This is a genomic window from Variovorax sp. J31P207 (assembly GCF_030316965.1).
Taxonomy (GTDB): Bacteria; Pseudomonadota; Gammaproteobacteria; order Burkholderiales; family Burkholderiaceae_C; genus Variovorax; species Variovorax ginsengisoli_B.
On record NZ_JASZYN010000001.1, the window covers coordinates 334,886 to 351,548 of the forward strand.

Genomic DNA, 16,663 nt, shown 5'->3' on the forward strand with positions numbered 1-16,663 from the left:
CGGGACAACCTCGTGCAGATGGGCGAGGAAGACGAGTATGCCGCCGCCTTAGCCGCTGCTGGGGGACATCCGCAGGCTCGGGACGGCGCGCTCACCCTGAACCGGCCGGGGCGGGCGCGCGAACCGATCGGCGCCGATGTGGCGCCAGGCCTGGCTGAGCTGGAGGCGTACGGCCAGATGGTGCTCGCCTATCCCGACTTCGTCGCACGCCTGAAGGCAAATGCGCCGATGAACAATGCAGACCACGATACCTTCTATGGCGATGCGCCGGGACGCCCCGCCAGCGCTGCCCTCTGCAAAGAGCTAATCTTCAGTGCAAGCCAGAGGCTCGCCTCGCTGCCCACGATCAGCAGTTTGGAGTGCGTGATTGAGGCCGGGCGGGGGTCCGGACGCGTTCGCACCTATCGCTACCGAATTCGCACAAGGGGTCGGACTAGTCAGGCTCAAGGGCAGGTGACGATCCCGGTTGATGAAGCGCTCCGACAGTGTTCGGATTCGGGGTCAGCGCTCAATCGGGCGATTGATCACCACGCCGGTGGCACAACGGGACGAGCTGCGGGGCACAGATTACCTCCCCTGCGGCGACGGAAAGTATTCTCCGAGGATCGATGCAGTCTTGCCACAGGCGCCCTGCTCCCACCGACTGATTGCCTGGTGCCCGCCTTCCCATAGAGCTTGCTTCAGCTTCGCCTCGAGCTCCGGGAACACCTGGATGCCGGCAGCCGTCATGTGGCTATGGTTTTGACGAACACGACGATCCAAGTCGCACCAGAGCGATCGTTCGATCTTTTCAGAAGCTTGATCAACCAGCCGCTGTTGATCGCTCGCCATGGCGCGATACAGCTGAGCGTTCATTACGGCGAAAGAGATTGGCGTGGCATATCTAATGTCGTAGAAGCATCGCAGGTGCTCGCCGAGGCGCTGGCCCGCGGCGCCGTCACCCGATGAGAGAACGCCTCCCAGGCTTCCTTGCCGTAGGTGGCTGAAGGCTTCTCCGATTGGCATTTGCACCGCTTGGCCGCCCGCGCTTCTCATAACGTCGGCCGACATATCGTCGTAAGTGCTGATGTGCAGTTTCTCGAATTCTGTCCTCGATCGGACTGGCTCACGCGTCCACAGTCCAGTTGGCGGCCAGGGCGAGACGTACACGAGACGGACTCCCAATGCCTCAAAGGCTTGTTCGTAGTGCGGGCGCGCCACCGCCAAGAGCTGCAACGCAGACGCCCTGGTCGACGATTGGAACGGCATCGAACCGATCTGAAAGAGTTGATCCACGTTGCTCAGCGCGCCGCAGTACAGATCGCCGATCTGGAAGTCTCCTTGTCGCACCGCATCCAGTATCGACGGGGCCTGCATCGGCAGGTCATGACAACAATCGACGGTCATCTGTGAACCCGAAAGGACGCAAAGCTCTTTTGCAAAGCGAGACAGCCCCATCCCTGGCAGGGTACCTGCAGGGTAAGCGGACGCTGCAATTAAGTGGATGTCGCCTTGCATGGAGTCCTCAACAAATTTAGTGGGAAGGATTAGCCGGCGAGCACTTGCTCGATGATGCGTGCGATGCTGAGCACTAGCCAATCGCGCCCGCGGTCTCCCGCGATCGACAGGCCTACCGGAGCGCCGCCGCGTTCGTGGCACGGCACCGACACGGCGCAGCCGTCCATGATGTTCACGACGGTAGGGTTACGCAGCAGCAGCAGATTTACACGCCCGTACTCATCATCATCTTCAAGCGATTCCAACTGTGGCGCCACGGTGGGTACAGTGGGCATCAGGACAGCGTCGAATTCCGCGATCTGCTCAGACCAGCGCTGAATCATTCTTTCACGTACGGCCAGCAACGAAATGTAGTCGGCGGCTCCAATGCTTTGGCCACGCAGGATCCGCAACGAAACTCGAGGGTCATACTCGTTTTCGTTGCTGGCCAAGAGCTCACGATGCCACTGAAATGCTTCCGCGGCGACTAGGCCCCCGCCATGAAGGACGTCCGGCATTCCGTTCAGCACCGGCAGGGTCAATTCGTGCAGTACAGCACCTGCCTCCGCCAGCTTTTTCAAAGCAGCCTCGTATGCGTGCCCGACATAGTCGTCAAGCCCCTCCAAGACGTAGTTTCGAATTACCCCCAGACGGAGGGTGGAGCATTCGCGTTTGACCAGCGTTGCGGTAGAACCACTGATGACCGAGTACACCCTGGCACAGTCGGCCACCGTTGACGCGAGGGGCCCCACAGAATCGTAGCTGGACGAAAGGGGAAGCGCTCCGTCCCGCGGCACGGTGGAAGCCGTCGGCTTCATCCCGACGATGCCATTGAAGGCGGCAGGGATTCGACACGACCCGCCGGTGTCCGTGCCGATCGCAGCCCAGGCCATTCCTTCGGCGACGGACACCGCCGCACCGGAAGATGAGCCCCCGGGGATGCGGCGAGCCGGCCGGTCCCATACGCTCACCGGCGTTCCGTAGTGGGGATTGATGCCCAAACCCGAGAACGCGAACTCGGTCATGTTGGTCTTGCCGATGATCGCGGCACCACAACGGCGGAGCCGGGCGACCACAGTTGCATCCTGAGAGGCAGGCTTGGCATTCGACAGCGCGCGCGACCCAGCCAGCGTCTGCGCACCCTTCACATCGAACAGGTCCTTCACAGAAACTGCCACCCCTGCCAGAGGATGCTGCTCAATTCCCGCCTTCTCCAAGACATCTGCGCTCGCTGCGGACGCACGAGCCTGCTCGCGGTACACCTGTGTGAACACGACGGACCCCTGCCCCCGCGGATCCTCGATTCTTGACAGCATGGTTTCGACGGTTTCAAGCTTGGAGATTTGTTCCATGACGTTCTCAAGGGAAGAAGTGTTTGTGAGGCGCGGAAGACTGATCCGTACTTACTCGGAGGTGTTTCATCCACCCAAGAACCACGTTGACGAGTGAGTGAGCTTTCCAGGCAAATGGAGCCGGACAGCGCCTGTCACCATGCCGAGGCGAGGGATCGGGACGATACAACCTTGTCGCAATGCGAATCCGAGCCTCGCAAGCCAAGCATTTCAATGCTTCGCTCCTGCAGCAACTCTGAGTCACTGGTCATAGCGAGTTGCAGGCACTCGTCGATGTAGTCCCTATCGGTCTGCAAACGAGAAAGATTGACCCACCAGCCCATGCCAGCCATCAGCCATTTGAAGTCGACCAGATTGATGAAGCGGTCGCTTCTTTCCGGGACCCCGATGTGTGCGGTATTCATAGGTACGACCTTCGGTGCTGGGTTGGAGCATTCGTGCCGAGATTTGTGTCGCGGCGGTCACCAGCCGTGCAAGTACAGGTTCTCGGGTGGCGGGGTGGTTGCGGCGTCAAGTGCGCTCAGGTGCCTATACCTGCCGCCACAAAAAATCAGCGAAGGCTCCGCTTGAGGGATCACTCGAAACGCTGTGACCCGACAGATGAAGATCTCATGGTCACCTCCGTCGCAAACGCTCCACGGCTCGCATTCGAAATAGGCGTTTGCGCCCGGAACCATGGGTGCTCCGTTGGCTGCAAATGTAGGGGCGATGCGAATCCACTTGTCCGTTCCCGCTTTGGCGAATCGGTTGGACAGATCCCGTTGTGATTCGCCCAGGATGGCGATGCAATAGGATTTCGCAGCCTTCCACTGGGCAATGCCGAGAGACCCTCGAATCATGCTGAACAGCACAAGCGGCGGGTCCAGCGACACTGAGTTGAACGAACTGATGGTGGCGCCCAAACGGTTGCCGTCCACGGTCGCGGTCACGATAGCTACGCCGGTCGCGAACTGGCCCAGCGCGTTGCGGAATTCTTTCTGCTCGAGGGACACGGCGGACCTCCTACTTATGCTTTCCAGAGCGGCTTAAACTGATCCGCGACCACATCGGAATAGGCGGGATTGCCACGGAGAATGCCGAGCGATCGGGCAAAGGCATTCATGCCATCCACGGCTCGGGTCGAGATCGACGCGTCGTAGTAGGGCAAATCCCGCTCGATAAGCTTGGCAATCAGTGACGCTTCCGTCGGCGGAAACAGCTTTTCGCCAACTTTCGCGGCGATGCCGGGGTTCTCGATCAATGCCTTCTGAGTACTGACCAGGGCGCCTACGGCGGCAGCTACCAGGTCAGGAGACTTTTCGATCACTGCGTCCGCTGCGGCAATCGATGCGAACGTGTAGTCGAAGCAGCCTGCAGGGCCGTCCCCTCGGCGCACATCCAAGACAACGGTCCCGACGCCATTGCGGACCGCAACCTCGGTTCCCATGCCGTTGGCCCAGAACCCATCGATCTTCCCGTCTTCGAGAGCCTTCGCGGCGGTGACACCAAAGTTCACGTTGCCCGCCTGCACACCAGGCACAGGCGCAATTTGAACGCCGTCGCGCTCGATATCGATCCCGCCAGCGACCAACAACTGCCGAAGGCCCATCTCTACCCATGGAGCCGCGCCGATCTTGCGGCCTTTGACGACGCTCAGGTCACCCTTTTCCTTGACCAGGTCGGACCGCATCACAAGGAACCAGTACATGCCCTGCGCCTGGGCAGCCAGCAACTTGACTCCCTTCCAGTCCGGGAAGGCAGCAAGGGCGGAATGGGCCGACCCCCCCACGAAATCGACCCGCCCTTCCTTCAGCGCGGCATAGGCCTTGTCAACGGGGAAGATCAGCTCAAGCGAGACGTCGAGACCCGCGGCTTTGAAGAAGCCAAGTTCCACGGCAGCTTCGACGGGGAAGTAGGAGTTCGAGATGAGGTCGGGGACTGCAATCTTCAAAGTCATGGGGCGCCTCTTACTTCTTGCTCTCGTCGTAGTAGTGAATCTCGTACAGAAGACAGCCCGTCTCAGACTTGAACGGACCGTGCCAAACACCTGGAGGACGGCATGCATAGGTTGGCGCGGCGAACACTTCACCCCCCACGCCGTTCTCGTCGTTGCCCACTGTGAGGTTTCCCGACACCAGGTAGACCTCTTCCCAGTGGTCGTGAACGAAAGGCTTGGTGGAGAAGGCTCCCGCTTCGAACCGAAGCAATCGGGTCCTGCTACCGGACTTGTTCACCTCATCGATGTCACTGGCCAAAATCTTCTCTTGCACGGCCGCGCCCGGCGGATACCCCGGAGGGCTCTGCCATCCATTGACCATGTCCAATGGGTGAAATTCAAGGTGGGGTTTGTTCATCGGCATAGCACTTTCCTTTTAGCCCTCGATGGGCAGTTCAGTCACACGATAGGAATGGTTAAGACAGCGTTGGAGCACGGGATCTTCCAGCTCCATTTCGAACAACTCTGCGGGCTCCAAATTGCCGTGCACCGCCAGCGTTCCGCAGAACATGACGAGGCCGGGCTCGGGGACGTAGCCCTCGCCGCCATAAAGCTTGAGCAGTTCATAGGGATGACGCATTTTGGCGAGAGGCCCTTCTTGGTAGAGGCGGCGTTGACCGCCCTTGGTCATCCATGAGCGAACGATGAGTTCGTTCCAGTGGCCCGCCACCTCCTCGAACTTCCAGGCCTTCGTGGAAACGGGCTTGGCGCACATCTGCTTGGAGATCGTGATGCCCACGGTCTCCACTTCGCGGTCGGTGTGGTCCGATCCGATGCCCAGCCACAGACCGCTATCGGTGCTGAAGATCACGGGTTCTACCTCCCCGCTCGCAGTGCTTCCCACCACTTCGATTGATTCGCGCTGGGTCAGCAGCGTGGCAGCGCCGCGGTAGAAGATTGGCGTCTTCTTCGGACGCCGCACACCCAACGCCTCCAACTCCACGATGTGGGCCTCAATGGCCGCGGCGTCGCTACCGGTCCAGCCCGCAATCACCAGGTCGGTGACAGGCACGTCGAGGTGATGCGGGCCCACGTGGTCGGCCGTCTCCAGATGCAGCCTTGCTCGAACATTGTTCATTTCCGTCTAGTTCCTCTAGTTCACCGGTTCACGGGTTTGTGGACCCTGGCGCTGCATCGCAAACACAGACACGTTGCATGCGTCAGATAGATGAGTTAACATACCTATGTGGCTTAGTATGCAGCGTTTGGGATCTGGCGTCAACCGTGGATCCGGCGAAGCCAACCGAGCCAAGTCGCCGTCCGTTCAAGGCGGTATCAAGTCGTTTCAACTAGGAGCTACAGTGGTCACAGCTAACTTGCGTACGGGTGATGAGTACCTGCGCGCGCTGCGCGATGGTCGACAAATCTATGTGGATGGCGAACGGGTCTTGGACGTGACGACCCATCGCGCGTTCGCAAGGGGAGCGCGCTCTCTGAGCAACCTCTATGACATCGCGGCGGCGCCCGAAAACCGGGAGGTGATGACGTACACCTCACCGGCGACCGGCAACCCAGTCCTCCGCGGGTTCCAGATCCCGCAGACGCACGCCGATCTAAAGGCCAAGCGTCTGGCGAGCGAGTTGTGGTCGGAGGCTACCTTCGGCCTGATGGGCCGCTCGCCAGATCACGTCGCTGGATTCTTCGCTGGCTATGCGGCAGTTCCGAGCGTGTTCGCTGCTGGTGGACAGCAATTTGCGGACAACGTGGTCAAGTTCTACGAGCACCTGCGCGAGACCCACCAGTACGTTACGTACGCCATCGTGCCTCCGCAGATCGACCGCAGCAAGCCAGCGCACCAGCAAAGCGACCCCACCCTGTACGCAGGGGTTGTCAAGGAGCGAGACGATGGCATCGTCATCAAGGGCGCACAGCAGTTGGCAACGGCCGGCGTCTACTGCGACTACATCTACATCAGCACAATCCACCCGCTGCAGGCCGGAGACGAGAACTATGCGTTCGGCGTGGCCGTTCCGGTGGGAGCCCCTGGTGTCAAGCTCTACCCGCGTCGCCCGTTCGGCGGTCAGGCACTGAACTCCTTTGACTATCCGTTGTCGAGTCGCTTCGACGAATCGGACTGCTTCGTGGTACTCGAAGACGTGTTCATCCCCTGGGAGCACGTTTTCATCTACCGCAACCTCCAGGTCGCCCGCGACCAGTGGTGGAAAACGCCCGCCCACCTGTATGGCAACTTGCAGGCGCAGGCTCGCTACGCCACCAAGCTGCGTTTCATGACCGGCTTGGCCAAACGCATGAACGAGCTGACAGGCAATGACGCCAACCCCGCGGTGCAGACCCAGATGGGCGAGTTGACCTCTCTGGTTTCGATCGTCGAGAACATGCTGCTGGCACAGGAAGTAGCTGCCGAGAAAGACAGCAATGGCGTACTGTGGCCGTCCCGCACCGCCCTGTACTCGATCATGGCGCTTCAATCGGAACTGAACGCTCGCATGGTGGAAATCATCCGCGAGTTGTCAGGCGCCGGGATGATCACCCTTCCCTCTTCGTACAAGGACTTCCACAACTCCGACACTGCAGCGGACGTGCAGCGGTACTACCGTTCGGCGACCACCACCGCCGACGAGCGCGTCGCGCTGATGCGAATGGCATGGGACTTTATTGGCTCCGAGTTTGGGAATCGCCACCAGCAATACGAGAAGTTCTACGGCGGCGCGTCCTTCTTGGTCAAGCAAAATGTCAACCGCAATTTTGATTACGCACGAGCGACCGGCTTGGTCGATCGCGCATTGGCCCTTCCAGGCTTTGAGGGCGCGTTCGGACCGAACGACTACAAGTAGCGCGCTGAGCTATAACAAAGAAAGGGCCGGACTTCCGGCCTTTTTTTTGCAAGCCCGGCTACATTTTCGTTATATCAGTGTGTTGACAATGCTATTTACATGATATATATTGCCACAGATCAAAGTCTTTAGAGACTGACTGTGGCGGCACGCGACGCGCTCAATCGGTACCCAGCAAATTAAAATGACCACCGCTTCAAAGCCTTCGCGTGCGCTTATCAAATCACGTGAACCCAAACTAGATGTGCCGGTCGCGTCGCAGCCGCTCTCCGTTGATCGCATCCGTCGCAAAAGTGATGCAAACCGCAAAGCACGAGACGGCAATAAACACCTCTACTTCATAGGCGTTGCCGAAGCGCGCTATGTGCTGCGAAAGGTGTTCCGCATTGTCGAAGAGCAGGCCAAAAAGTTTGGCATCGACCCGTTGGCTCACCAGGCACTTATCCAAATCTACGGCAGCCCTGAAATGGAGCTGCAGGTTAATCAAATCGCCAGCCGCCTTGATATAACGCCAGCCTTCTCTTCCAGCCTGGTCAAACTGCTCGTCGAAAAGGACTTGGTGGTGCGTCGGCGTGGTGATCAGGATCAGCGAACGACCTATGTCGCCATGACGGATTCGGGCCGCGCCACGCTGCACAAAATCGACGAGAACGTCAAGTTTCACGTGGATTATTTTGTCAGCCAACTAAGTATCGAAGAGCGTGAAAGCGCCTTGTCGATTCTGATGTTCTACGTCGGCGCGAAGCTCTGACGCCTACGCCATCGGGGCAGTTGATTCCAGCGCCGCGGACAGCGGCCGCTTAGCACGGAGAAGGTCGACCTTCGTTACGGCTATGCGACGGGCGCTCCCGCCTACCCTAGCCTACTGTGGTAGTCCATCCCCGGCGGCGCCTCTGCTGCCGCTTTCTATGCTCGCCCGCAGGCTCACTCTACGGCTCTGGCTCTGGCTTGACCTGTTGCCCTCTCTGACGGCGGATTGGATGGGGTTTTGGGCATGTCAGGCACCAAGAGATGCGACAGCTGCACCGGTGCGGTGCACTGGGCGCTTCTCGTAGTCCGTAGTCGTCGCCGCGTGGGTGCACAAGGCTGGCCCCAATATTGCACTAGTCAACAAGGCTAGTTAACATAGCCTGTCGAGTACTCCTGCAAGCTCGGCTTGTTGGCTAGGAGTTGTGACACCCCAAAGGATTTCCATGTTTTCTCGTCGAACAATTCTGACTGCCGCAGCCGTCTTGAGCCTCGTACAACAAGCCGTTGCCCAGGAATACCCCAGCCGTCCCATCAAGCTTATAGTGCCGTTCGGCGCGGGCACGACCGCGGACATCGTGGCACGGGTCTTTGGGGAAGGCATCGCGCACCAGATGGGCCAGCCGGTCGTCGTTGAAAACAGGGCCGGCGCAGGCGGCAACATCGGCGTAGATACGGTTGCCAGGGCTTCCGCAGACGGGTACACAATCCTGCTCGGAACTGTCGGAACACACGCGATCAACCCCGCGCTGTACCGAAAGACCAGCACCGACGCGCTCAAGGACTTCGCGCCCATCGGCTTTGCCGGCTCCACACCTACCCTGCTAATCGTCTCGGCCAACTCACCTTACAAGACGCTGAAGGACCTGCGCATTGCTGCGTCAGGTGGAAAGAGCCTGAGCTTCGCTTCCGCGGGCAACGGAACTTCAGGCCACCTGGCTGGCGAGTTGCTCAAGGTTCGCCTGGGTGGCGACATGGTGCATGTGCCCTACAAGGAGGGCGCAACCGCACTGAACGACGTGATTGCGGGCCAAGTGGACTTCATGTTCTACCACCCTGTGGCGGCACTCTCCCACATCCGCGCGAACAAGTTGCGCGCGCTCGGCACATCCACTGCGCAGCGTACTTCGATCGCCCCGGAGGTCCCCACGATCCAGGAGCAGGACGTGGAGCGTTTCGACCTGATGGCTTGGATGATGCTCTACGCCCCCGCAAAGACCCCTCCAGCTGTACTTGCGAAGTTGCGAGACGCGACATGGAAGACCGTCATGACCGAGGGAACCAAAGCCAAGCTGGTCGCGTTGGGCTTGGACGTCCCCCTGATGGACGAGCGACAGCTCGTGCAGTTCAGCAAGGCCGAGACCGAGAAATGGTCTGAGATCGTGAAGGTATCCGGAGCTCACATCGATTGATAAGTTCTACCCGGGGCGGCACAGCGGCTCCCTGGACGTCGGTCGACACTTCTGCGCGGTCAGGGTTCAGTCCGCTTGATGGCCGCCGATGTCCGGTCGTCGCACGGCTGGCTTCAAAGACCTCAAGCGCCTGATGTGAGCTCGAAACTGTCGGAGATTAACTCCAACACGAGCTCCTCTGGTACCGTCGCGTCCAACAGCACCGAGAGCCAGTGCTCCTTGTTCATGTGGTAGGCCGGAAGGATCCCGTCCTTCATTCTGAGCGACCCGACCATTTCCGGCCTGCTCTTGACGTTTACAACATCAACGTTGCCTTCGCCCGCGAGCCCAAGCTTCTTTCGCTGTACGGTCATGAACAGCGCGTACCACTTGCCGCTGTCTTTTTGCCTGAATACCGCGTACTCCGGAAACCGGGCCCACAGATGATCCGGACGGGTACGGTACCGTGCCGTGACAGATTTCACTACTGCGGTTTTCACGCTCACAGGCGTTCCATCCGATCCAACCTTTGGAAAAGTGGGGCGCTTCGGCGCCGCCGAGGCGGCCTGGGTACAGCCTGACTGGGCGTCACAGTCGATCGTCGATGCTGAACGCCCGTCATCCTCTGGAACTGGCGCTGCGACGACTTCAATCTAACCCGTCCTCGTAGACGATAGTCTCGCTGAAGGCATAGATGTCTGGGGAGATGGGCGAACTCCGCTCCTCGAGCACATGACCGACCAGCCCTGCGCAGCGGCCTACCACAGCCACCGCGCGCATCGCTTCCACCGGGAAGTCGATCTCATGCAAGATCGCGCCCAGTGCGCCGGTCGCGTTCAGGACAATCTGCTTGCCCGCGTCGGCATCGATCTCTTCACTCAGCGTCTTCAGCAAAGCGATGTGCTCGCCCTTCACGCCAGCCGTCATCGCTACTTCGAACAGCCGCGCCGCGCGTGGGTCCACGCCCTTGTAGTTGGGGTGACCAAAGCCGGGGATGCGGCGCTTGGATTCGCGGAACTTGGCAACAAGACCCTTGGCCCATTCGCGCCGATCGCCCGCAAAGGACATGCCTTCGTTCAACACCCGGCCCGCACCGACCATCGTGCCCGCGAATCGGTTGCCAACCATCAATGCGCCCGCTGCCAGCGGGATCTGAATGTCGTCGGGATTCGAGTCGGCAACAATGCGTGCCACCAGTGCGCTGGGCGTCAGGCCATGGTCCATCAGGACCAGCAGCGCCGCGTCGAGTACCTTGCGCTGCGTCGCAGTCGGAACACGTCCGGTAACGACCATGTAGAAGCCTTCAGTGAAGCTAAGTTCTCCTACGACCTCACTCAGAGTGTCTTTGCCGCGAACGCGCAGGCGCGTTGTGTCGCTTGGATGGCTTCCGATTTGTGTCTTCGTCATGATTGATTCCTGATGGTCAATGTCTGGGCGCGAACCTTCTCAGCCGCCAGACTGGATCTTGGCGATCACATCGTCGGCGTAACCGAGTGCACGAAATACATCAAGGGAGTGTTCGCCCAGGTCGGGCGCGGGCTGCAACGGTTGATCCTCTCGCTGGCCGTCGTAAAGAACCGGTCTGCGGATCATCTTCTGCGGACCGTGCACGGGGTGTTCAGCATCTGCGAAGGAGTTCAGGTGCTTCACCTGTGCGTCGTCCATGACCTCTGGAAGTGTCAGCACAGGGGCATGCGGCACGTCGAACTCGACGAGCCGGGCTAGCCAATGGTCACGCGGTTGCGTCTTGGATGTTCGGTTCAGCTCAATGGCAAGTTCTTCGTAGTTGTCCAGTCGCTGCGCGCGCTCAGTGAAACGCGGATCAGTCGCCAGGTCCTCGCGCTCGAGGGCCTTGAGCAAGCCCTCCCAAAACTTTTGAGGCGAGGACATGTGCACGGCCACCAGGGAGCCGTCTCGGCAGCGCAACGCATAAGACTGTGACGCGCGCACTCGCATCAAGGGATCCGGTTTGACCCCTGCCATCGTGAAATTGGCAAATGGATCGCTAATGAACGCCATCGTCGACTCCAACATGTTCAACTGGAGCGTGCGGGGCCTGCCCGTGCGTTCCCGTTCGAACAGCGCGCCGAGGATACCGTAGCTGGCATACATGCCGGTTAGGTTGTCCGCGATCGACGGGCCGGTGATCTGCGCATCGGCGCCAAGCAAGAGGCTCGAGATGCCGCTGAGCGCCTGTCCCACCGCGTCGTAGGCCGGTCGATCAGCGTATGGGCCGGACTCGCCGAAACCCGTGATTGAGCAAACGATCAGGCGAGGGTTGACCTCCCGCAGTTTGTCCACGCCAAGGCCTAGCCGCTCCATCACACCGGAGCGAAAGTTCACTATCAGTGCATCCGCGGTTTCAATTAGCTTCAGGAACGCCGCTTTCCCCAGCTCCCCTTTCAAGTTAAGCGTGACGCCCTTCTTGTTGCGGTTGTAGGTGGCGAAGTAGGGGCTGTAGGTGCCTCCGCGGAAGGATCGGAACGGATCGCCATCCTTGGGGTTCTCCACTTTGATCACGTCGGCGCCCAGATCCGCCAACAACGTGCCCGCCAGCGGCCCGGTGATCATCGCTGTGAGTTCCACGATTCGCACGCCTGTCAGGGGCGAGGTTGCGTTGCTATCCATCTTTTCTTCCAGTTCATTGCCAACACCAAACACTGCATGCTACGATGCCTCATTCAACTACCTTTGTCAACACATCTACTTGCCATGGACCTGCTTTCGACAAACGTCTCAGTCCCCGTCGGTTCGGATAGCATGGACGCGTACTACACCCGACCTGCACGGGCCCATGGCACCATCGTTCTGATCCAGGAAATCTTCGGTGTTACGCCGGCGATGCGTTCGATCGCGGACGACCTGGCGAATTCTGGCTACGCCGTTCTTGTGCCGGACATCTACTGGCGCTTGGCACGAAATTTGAATTTGGGCAACGGCGAAGACGACAACGAGCGCCAACAGGCCGTTGACTACTCCTTGCGCTACGACGAGGGCACTGGGGCCTTGGATCTGGCCGCTTGCGCCGACTGGCTACAGGCAGAGCAGACGGCGGACCAACGGCCCATCGTGTTTGGCTTTTGTCTAGGCGGCCGCATGGCGATCCGCATGGCCGCCGCTACGCCCCTCTCCGGCATGATCTCCATGTACGGTGTGGGCTTGAACAAGCTCGGGGACCTCATCCAGGGAATCGAATGTCCCTTGCAGTTCCATTTCGGGACGAACGACAACCACAACCCCGTCGAAGTCATTGAGGCGGTCTCCGACGCGGTCACCAGGCGCGGACGCGACGACGACGAGTTCTACACCTATGAAGGGGCTGAGCACGCGTTCTACAACCGGTTCCGCGCCGATCGATTCAATCCCGACGCGCATGAACTCGCCAAGGCCCGGGCGCTGCGCTTCGCGGCCAAGTGCTTTGGTGACTTCAGCCAGCCTTCCGGTGGGGATCCGACGTGACGGTTTCGTCCGTAGACCTTCCGGCCGAAAGCCTGATGGGTCGAACCGCACTGGTAACGGGCGCGGCACAAGGAATTGGTCTGGCCATTGCCGAGCTGTTAGCCACCGCCGGCGCAAATCTCATCCTGGTCGACGTAGCGGAGCAAGAACTGGCTGAGGCGGCAACGCAGTTGCGAGGAGCCGGAGCGAGCGTTCAAGCCAAGGCGATGGACATTGCCGATCGGATCAGCGCACAGGCACTGCGCGCCGAACTGGCCGGCGCATCCACCGGCGTCGATATCCTTATCAACAACGCGGCGATTGGTCCTGAGCGCAATGACCCGGCTTATCTCGTGGCCAAGCCCAAATTCTGGTCCACCCCGGATGCGCTATGGCTCGAGATGCTGCGGGTCAACGTCTTCGGCGCGCAACTGCTCAGCACACTGTTCGCCCCGGACATGGTCCGACAGGGATGGGGCCGCATCATCAACGTCTCAACCAGTCTCGATACGATGTACCGCCAAGGCATTGGCCCCTATGGGCCTTGTAAAGCAGCTCTAGAGGCCTCGTCACGCATCATGTTCCAGGATCTGGAGGGAAGTGGGGTCACAGTCAACGTGTTGCTCCCCGGCGGCCCTGTGAACTCCCGTATGGTGCCGGCTGATTGCGGAATCGATCCCGAAGACCTTATTCAACCGGAGCAACTCGCCAAGCCAACGCTCTGGCTCTGCTCGAACGAAGCCAATGACGTCACTGGTTTGAGACTGGTAGCTAGGCATTGGGACTCGCGGCTCCCACCGCGGGAACGCCTCGCCGCAGCAACAGCGCCGATTGCCTGGCCGCAGTTGGGCGCGCAATCGCACATCCCGGCGGCCAAGGCCTGATATTGCGCAAGGGCCCCTGCAGCTTGGTGCTGCGGGCCAAGCAGACCATCCGCGCTCGCCACAGCGCCACCCGGGAGGCCGGTGGCGCTACGACTTTGCTGAGGGCTGCTCGCCCATACGAGTATCCGCTAGAGGCGAGTGAGGTTCGGCCGAGGGCACGGACGGCGGCTCTTGATGCCTCAATTCGTCCCCCTTAGCGGGCTTATCGTCCGCGACAAGGGATCGAAATGAGGCCGCGCGATAACAGGCCGCACACATGCGCTTACTCAGGTGTCAGGGTGATATGGATGGCATCCCGGCCGTCAGTCACCTCTCGCCCGAGCGTGCGCACCGCCTCAATGCCCTCGTCAAGGACGAATGAGTGGGTGCAGAGGGGTCTCAGCGCCTCTCCAGCATGCTTGACGATATCGATCGCCAGTTCCGTCGACTCCCAACCCGCGCTGAGCACCCCGACGAGTTGAATCTCCCGCAGAACAGCCTTGTCGATCGGGAACCCGTCGAGTGGCTTGTTCGCTTTGAGTCCAGCGAGCACGATACGACCGCCGCGCTTGACCATGTCGACGCCTTGGATGATCGGTGCCATCGATCCCGCCGACACGTCGAGGACCACATCGGCTAAACGTCCACCAGTGATCTCGATCACGCGCTCCACCGGATCCTCCTTGTTCACATCGATGACCGCCGTAGCGCCAAGCTGAAGCGCCAAATCCAGACGGCCGCGGTCAGACGATGTTCCGGTCACGATGATTTGCGAAGCACCGGCCCTGTGAGCTGCTACGGCGGCCAGCAGTCCCCGCTGCCCCGGACCAGCGATCACCACCGTCTTTCCGAGCGAGGCGCCGCCCACCTCGTACACCCAGCGGATCGCGTTGGACAAAGGGTTAACCAGGGTCATTAGGTCGGTAGCGACGTCCGTGGGCAGTTTGTGCACCATCGTCTTCGGATGCAGGTACACGTGGCTCGCGTAGCCTCCCCACAGCGACGGCGCAGAATAGATGTTCTGGTACAGGCCGTACCCCAAGTCGGACTGGCACCGTGTGTACTCGCCAGATATGCAATCTGCACAGTGCCCGCAAGGAATGATCGGCTCGACCGCTACACGGTCGCCTTCCTTCACGCGCCAACGCTTGGCTGCTGTCGGCCCGATGCGCTCGATGAAGCCCATGATCTCGTGACCAGGCACTATCGGCATGCCTCCGCCCCAATCACCGAGGTGACCGAGCCACTGCTCATAGTCGGTGCCGCACAGACCACACGCTTCGACCCGCAACACCGCATCGTCGTCGCCGACGTTCGGGATGGGAAATTCCCGCAACTGGAGATTCTTGGGTGACTCCAGTACCAACGCTCGTGCGCCGCTCATAGTTCTTTCTCCTGCCCCACAGGGGCCTCTCTTCTTGACCTTAAACCAACACCAGGCCATCCACGCAGAATGGAAGCGCCTTTTGAATCGCCCTCTTGGCTTCCCGCAATTCGCGGGGACTGTTAATGGCGGCGGCTGCTACCAGGCGCCCCTCTTGCACAAAAAAGTCGATGAACCCGTTTTCACTTGCATTGGCCTTTCGATACTGCTGCGCAGTTGGGGGCACGATGCCGACCAGCTGAAAGTTGATGTCAAACTGGTCGGACCAGAACCACGGCAACTCTCTGGCGAGGGAATCGATGCCCAGCATCGCCTTTGCAGCTGCTACGCCTTGATCCTGCGCGTTCTTCCAGGATTCGAGCCGTACCCTGCCCTCGCCCAGCGGCTGATCGCTAACATCACCGCAGGCAAAGATACGGGGGTCCGAAGTTCGGCAATGCTCGTCGACAACTATTCCGTTGCCAACTTCCAGTCCACACGACCGGGCCAGTTCGTCGTTCGGTATCGCTCCGATGCCTACGAGCACGACCGTCGCATCCAGCATCGAACCGTCGTCAAGCTCCACCCCTTGAATCCTTCCCTTTCCCACGAAACGCTTTAGGCGAGCGCCGAGCCGGACGTCAACGCCGCGCCTAAGGTGCTGCTCGAGGAAGTACTTGCTGAGCGACGGGGATAGCGAACGCCCGCAGAGATGCTCGGAGGTTTCGAGCACGGTTACGTGCGCGCCACGCGCACGCAAGCCCGCGGCCACCTCCAGCCCTATCCAACCACCCCCAACCACGACCAGCCGAGTGTCAGGCCCGAGGCTGGCACGGATGGCCATGCAGTCGTCGATCGTCCGAAGGTAATGCACACCTGCCAGCTCGCCACCCTCGCAGATCAATCGCCGGGGTCGAGATCCTGTAGCAAGAAGCAATTGATCGAATCGGAACGACTTGCCTTCACGACATACGACCTGGCCGCCCCTCCGGTCGACAAGCTCGACGTGATTGCCAAGTTCCGCCTTGATTCCCAGCTCCTCAAGGCGCTCCGAGGACCACAGTTGACACGCGCCAGGCTCAAACTCGCCGAGCAAGACTTGCTTCGAAAGGGGTGGACGCTCGTAAGGAAGATGGCTTTCATCGCCGATAAGCTGCACTGAACCGGTGAAACCCGAGTCGCGCAGTGTTTTGGCGGCCCAGCCGCCGGACTGCCCGGCCCCGATGATGACGATGTCGTTGACTTTAGTCATGTTCGAGGCTA

At 60.2% G+C, this 16,663-nt stretch carries 17 protein-coding genes and 1 pseudogene; 6 read left to right on the forward strand and 12 right to left on the reverse strand.

Features of this window, described 5'->3' with window-relative positions; genetic code table 11:
* Window positions 1–52: 52 nt before the first annotated feature.
* A pseudogene (locus tag QTI68_RS01580) lies at window positions 53–267 on the forward strand (alkene reductase); the annotation flags it as partial.
* A gap of 300 nt (window positions 268–567) precedes the next feature.
* Here the strand turns inward: QTI68_RS01580 and dctP are convergent.
* From dctP to QTI68_RS01615, 7 genes are all read right to left on the reverse strand, one after another.
* Window positions 568–1,497, reverse strand: a complete 930-nt coding sequence (dctP, locus tag QTI68_RS01585) for a TRAP transporter substrate-binding protein DctP (protein WP_286519216.1) — start codon at window positions 1,495–1,497, stop codon at window positions 568–570.
* Window positions 1,498–1,526: 29 nt separating this feature from the next.
* Window positions 1,527–2,828 (reverse strand): amidase, encoded by a 1,302-nt coding sequence (locus tag QTI68_RS01590; protein ID WP_286519217.1) that lies wholly within the window; start codon window positions 2,826–2,828, stop codon window positions 1,527–1,529.
* A gap of 134 nt (window positions 2,829–2,962) precedes the next feature.
* Window positions 2,963–3,232, reverse strand: coding sequence for a hypothetical protein (locus tag QTI68_RS01595; protein ID WP_286519218.1), 270 nt, complete (start codon window positions 3,230–3,232; stop codon window positions 2,963–2,965).
* A 57-nt stretch (window positions 3,233–3,289) separates the two neighbouring features.
* Window positions 3,290–3,820, reverse strand: a complete 531-nt coding sequence (locus tag QTI68_RS01600; RefSeq protein ID WP_286519219.1) for a flavin reductase family protein — start codon at window positions 3,818–3,820, stop codon at window positions 3,290–3,292.
* A 14-nt stretch (window positions 3,821–3,834) separates the two neighbouring features.
* The gene (locus tag QTI68_RS01605) at window positions 3,835–4,764 is read right to left on the reverse strand and encodes an ABC transporter substrate-binding protein (RefSeq protein WP_286519222.1); all 930 of its coding nucleotides are present in this window, start codon (window positions 4,762–4,764) and stop codon (window positions 3,835–3,837) included.
* Window positions 4,765–4,774: 10 nt separating this feature from the next.
* Window positions 4,775–5,167, reverse strand: a complete 393-nt coding sequence (locus QTI68_RS01610; RefSeq protein ID WP_286519224.1) for a cupin domain-containing protein — start codon at window positions 5,165–5,167, stop codon at window positions 4,775–4,777.
* Window positions 5,168–5,179: 12 nt separating this feature from the next.
* Window positions 5,180–5,881 carry a DUF2848 domain-containing protein gene (locus QTI68_RS01615; protein ID WP_286519226.1) on the reverse strand — a complete coding sequence of 234 codons (702 nt, stop codon included), beginning with the start codon at window positions 5,879–5,881 and terminating at the stop codon, window positions 5,180–5,182.
* A gap of 223 nt (window positions 5,882–6,104) precedes the next feature.
* Between QTI68_RS01615 and QTI68_RS01620 the strand changes: the two genes are divergently transcribed.
* The 3 genes from QTI68_RS01620 (at window position 6,105) to QTI68_RS01630 (ending at window position 9,757) form a co-directional block, all read left to right on the forward strand.
* Window positions 6,105–7,598 carry a 4-hydroxyphenylacetate 3-hydroxylase family protein gene (locus tag QTI68_RS01620; RefSeq protein ID WP_286519229.1) on the forward strand — a complete coding sequence of 498 codons (1,494 nt, stop codon included), beginning with the start codon at window positions 6,105–6,107 and terminating at the stop codon, window positions 7,596–7,598.
* 184 nt (window positions 7,599–7,782) lie between these two features.
* A complete protein-coding gene (locus QTI68_RS01625; RefSeq protein WP_286519232.1) occupies window positions 7,783–8,349 on the forward strand; it encodes a MarR family winged helix-turn-helix transcriptional regulator in 567 nt (188 codons plus the stop codon).
* A gap of 481 nt (window positions 8,350–8,830) precedes the next feature.
* A complete protein-coding gene (locus QTI68_RS01630) occupies window positions 8,831–9,757 on the forward strand; it encodes a Bug family tripartite tricarboxylate transporter substrate binding protein (RefSeq protein WP_286519234.1) in 927 nt (308 codons plus the stop codon).
* 122 nt (window positions 9,758–9,879) lie between these two features.
* On the opposite strand, the gene QTI68_RS01635 is transcribed toward QTI68_RS01630, so the two are convergent.
* The 3 genes from QTI68_RS01635 to QTI68_RS01645 all read right to left on the reverse strand — a co-directional run bounded on the left by QTI68_RS01635 (window position 9,880) and on the right by QTI68_RS01645 (window position 12,364).
* Window positions 9,880–10,242, reverse strand: a complete 363-nt coding sequence (locus QTI68_RS01635) for an MmcQ/YjbR family DNA-binding protein (RefSeq protein WP_286519236.1) — start codon at window positions 10,240–10,242, stop codon at window positions 9,880–9,882.
* A 142-nt stretch (window positions 10,243–10,384) separates the two neighbouring features.
* Window positions 10,385–11,143, reverse strand: coding sequence for a citryl-CoA lyase (locus QTI68_RS01640; RefSeq protein WP_286519237.1), 759 nt, complete (start codon window positions 11,141–11,143; stop codon window positions 10,385–10,387).
* A gap of 39 nt (window positions 11,144–11,182) precedes the next feature.
* Window positions 11,183–12,364 (reverse strand): CaiB/BaiF CoA transferase family protein, encoded by a 1,182-nt coding sequence (locus QTI68_RS01645; protein WP_286519240.1) that lies wholly within the window; start codon window positions 12,362–12,364, stop codon window positions 11,183–11,185.
* A gap of 132 nt (window positions 12,365–12,496) precedes the next feature.
* Here QTI68_RS01645 and QTI68_RS01650 point away from each other — a divergent pair, with 132 nt between their 5' ends.
* Entirely contained in the window at window positions 12,497–13,195 is a 699-nt protein-coding gene (locus QTI68_RS01650; RefSeq protein WP_286519241.1) for a dienelactone hydrolase family protein, read from the forward strand.
* Window positions 13,192–14,058 (forward strand): SDR family NAD(P)-dependent oxidoreductase, encoded by an 867-nt coding sequence (locus QTI68_RS01655; RefSeq protein ID WP_286519242.1) that lies wholly within the window; start codon window positions 13,192–13,194, stop codon window positions 14,056–14,058. Before QTI68_RS01650 ends, QTI68_RS01655 begins: the two co-directional genes overlap by 4 nt.
* Before the next feature lie 262 nt (window positions 14,059–14,320).
* On the opposite strand, the gene QTI68_RS01660 is transcribed toward QTI68_RS01655, so the two are convergent.
* Together QTI68_RS01660 and QTI68_RS01665 are read right to left on the reverse strand one after the other, a co-directional pair.
* Complete coding sequence (locus QTI68_RS01660) at window positions 14,321–15,421, reverse strand: zinc-dependent alcohol dehydrogenase (RefSeq protein WP_286519245.1); 1,101 nt, start codon at window positions 15,419–15,421, stop codon at window positions 14,321–14,323.
* Window positions 15,422–15,461: 40 nt separating this feature from the next.
* Window positions 15,462–16,652, reverse strand: a complete 1,191-nt coding sequence (locus QTI68_RS01665) for an NAD(P)/FAD-dependent oxidoreductase (RefSeq protein ID WP_286519247.1) — start codon at window positions 16,650–16,652, stop codon at window positions 15,462–15,464.
* Window positions 16,653–16,663: the final 11 nt, after the last annotated feature.

Coding starts and splice junctions, on each gene's coding strand:
- QTI68_RS01605 (WP_286519222.1), bottom strand. CDS start 4,764: ATGACTTTGAAGATTGCAGTCCCCGACCTCATCTCGAACTCCTACTTC.
- QTI68_RS01615 (WP_286519226.1), bottom strand. CDS start 5,881: ATGAACAATGTTCGAGCAAGGCTGCATCTGGAGACGGCCGACCACGTG.
- QTI68_RS01665 (WP_286519247.1), bottom strand. CDS start 16,652: ATGACTAAAGTCAACGACATCGTCATCATCGGGGCCGGGCAGTCCGGC.
- QTI68_RS01595 (WP_286519218.1), bottom strand. CDS start 3,232: ATGAATACCGCACACATCGGGGTCCCGGAAAGAAGCGACCGCTTCATC.
- dctP (WP_286519216.1), bottom strand. CDS start 1,497: ATGCAAGGCGACATCCACTTAATTGCAGCGTCCGCTTACCCTGCAGGT.
- QTI68_RS01640 (WP_286519237.1), bottom strand. CDS start 11,143: ATGACGAAGACACAAATCGGAAGCCATCCAAGCGACACAACGCGCCTG.
- QTI68_RS01650 (WP_286519241.1), top strand. CDS start 12,497: ATGGACGCGTACTACACCCGACCTGCACGGGCCCATGGCACCATCGTT.
- QTI68_RS01590 (WP_286519217.1), bottom strand. CDS start 2,828: ATGGAACAAATCTCCAAGCTTGAAACCGTCGAAACCATGCTGTCAAGA.
- QTI68_RS01660 (WP_286519245.1), bottom strand. CDS start 15,421: ATGAGCGGCGCACGAGCGTTGGTACTGGAGTCACCCAAGAATCTCCAG.
- QTI68_RS01645 (WP_286519240.1), bottom strand. CDS start 12,364: ATGGATAGCAACGCAACCTCGCCCCTGACAGGCGTGCGAATCGTGGAA.
- QTI68_RS01625 (WP_286519232.1), top strand. CDS start 7,783: ATGACCACCGCTTCAAAGCCTTCGCGTGCGCTTATCAAATCACGTGAA.
- QTI68_RS01610 (WP_286519224.1), bottom strand. CDS start 5,167: ATGCCGATGAACAAACCCCACCTTGAATTTCACCCATTGGACATGGTC.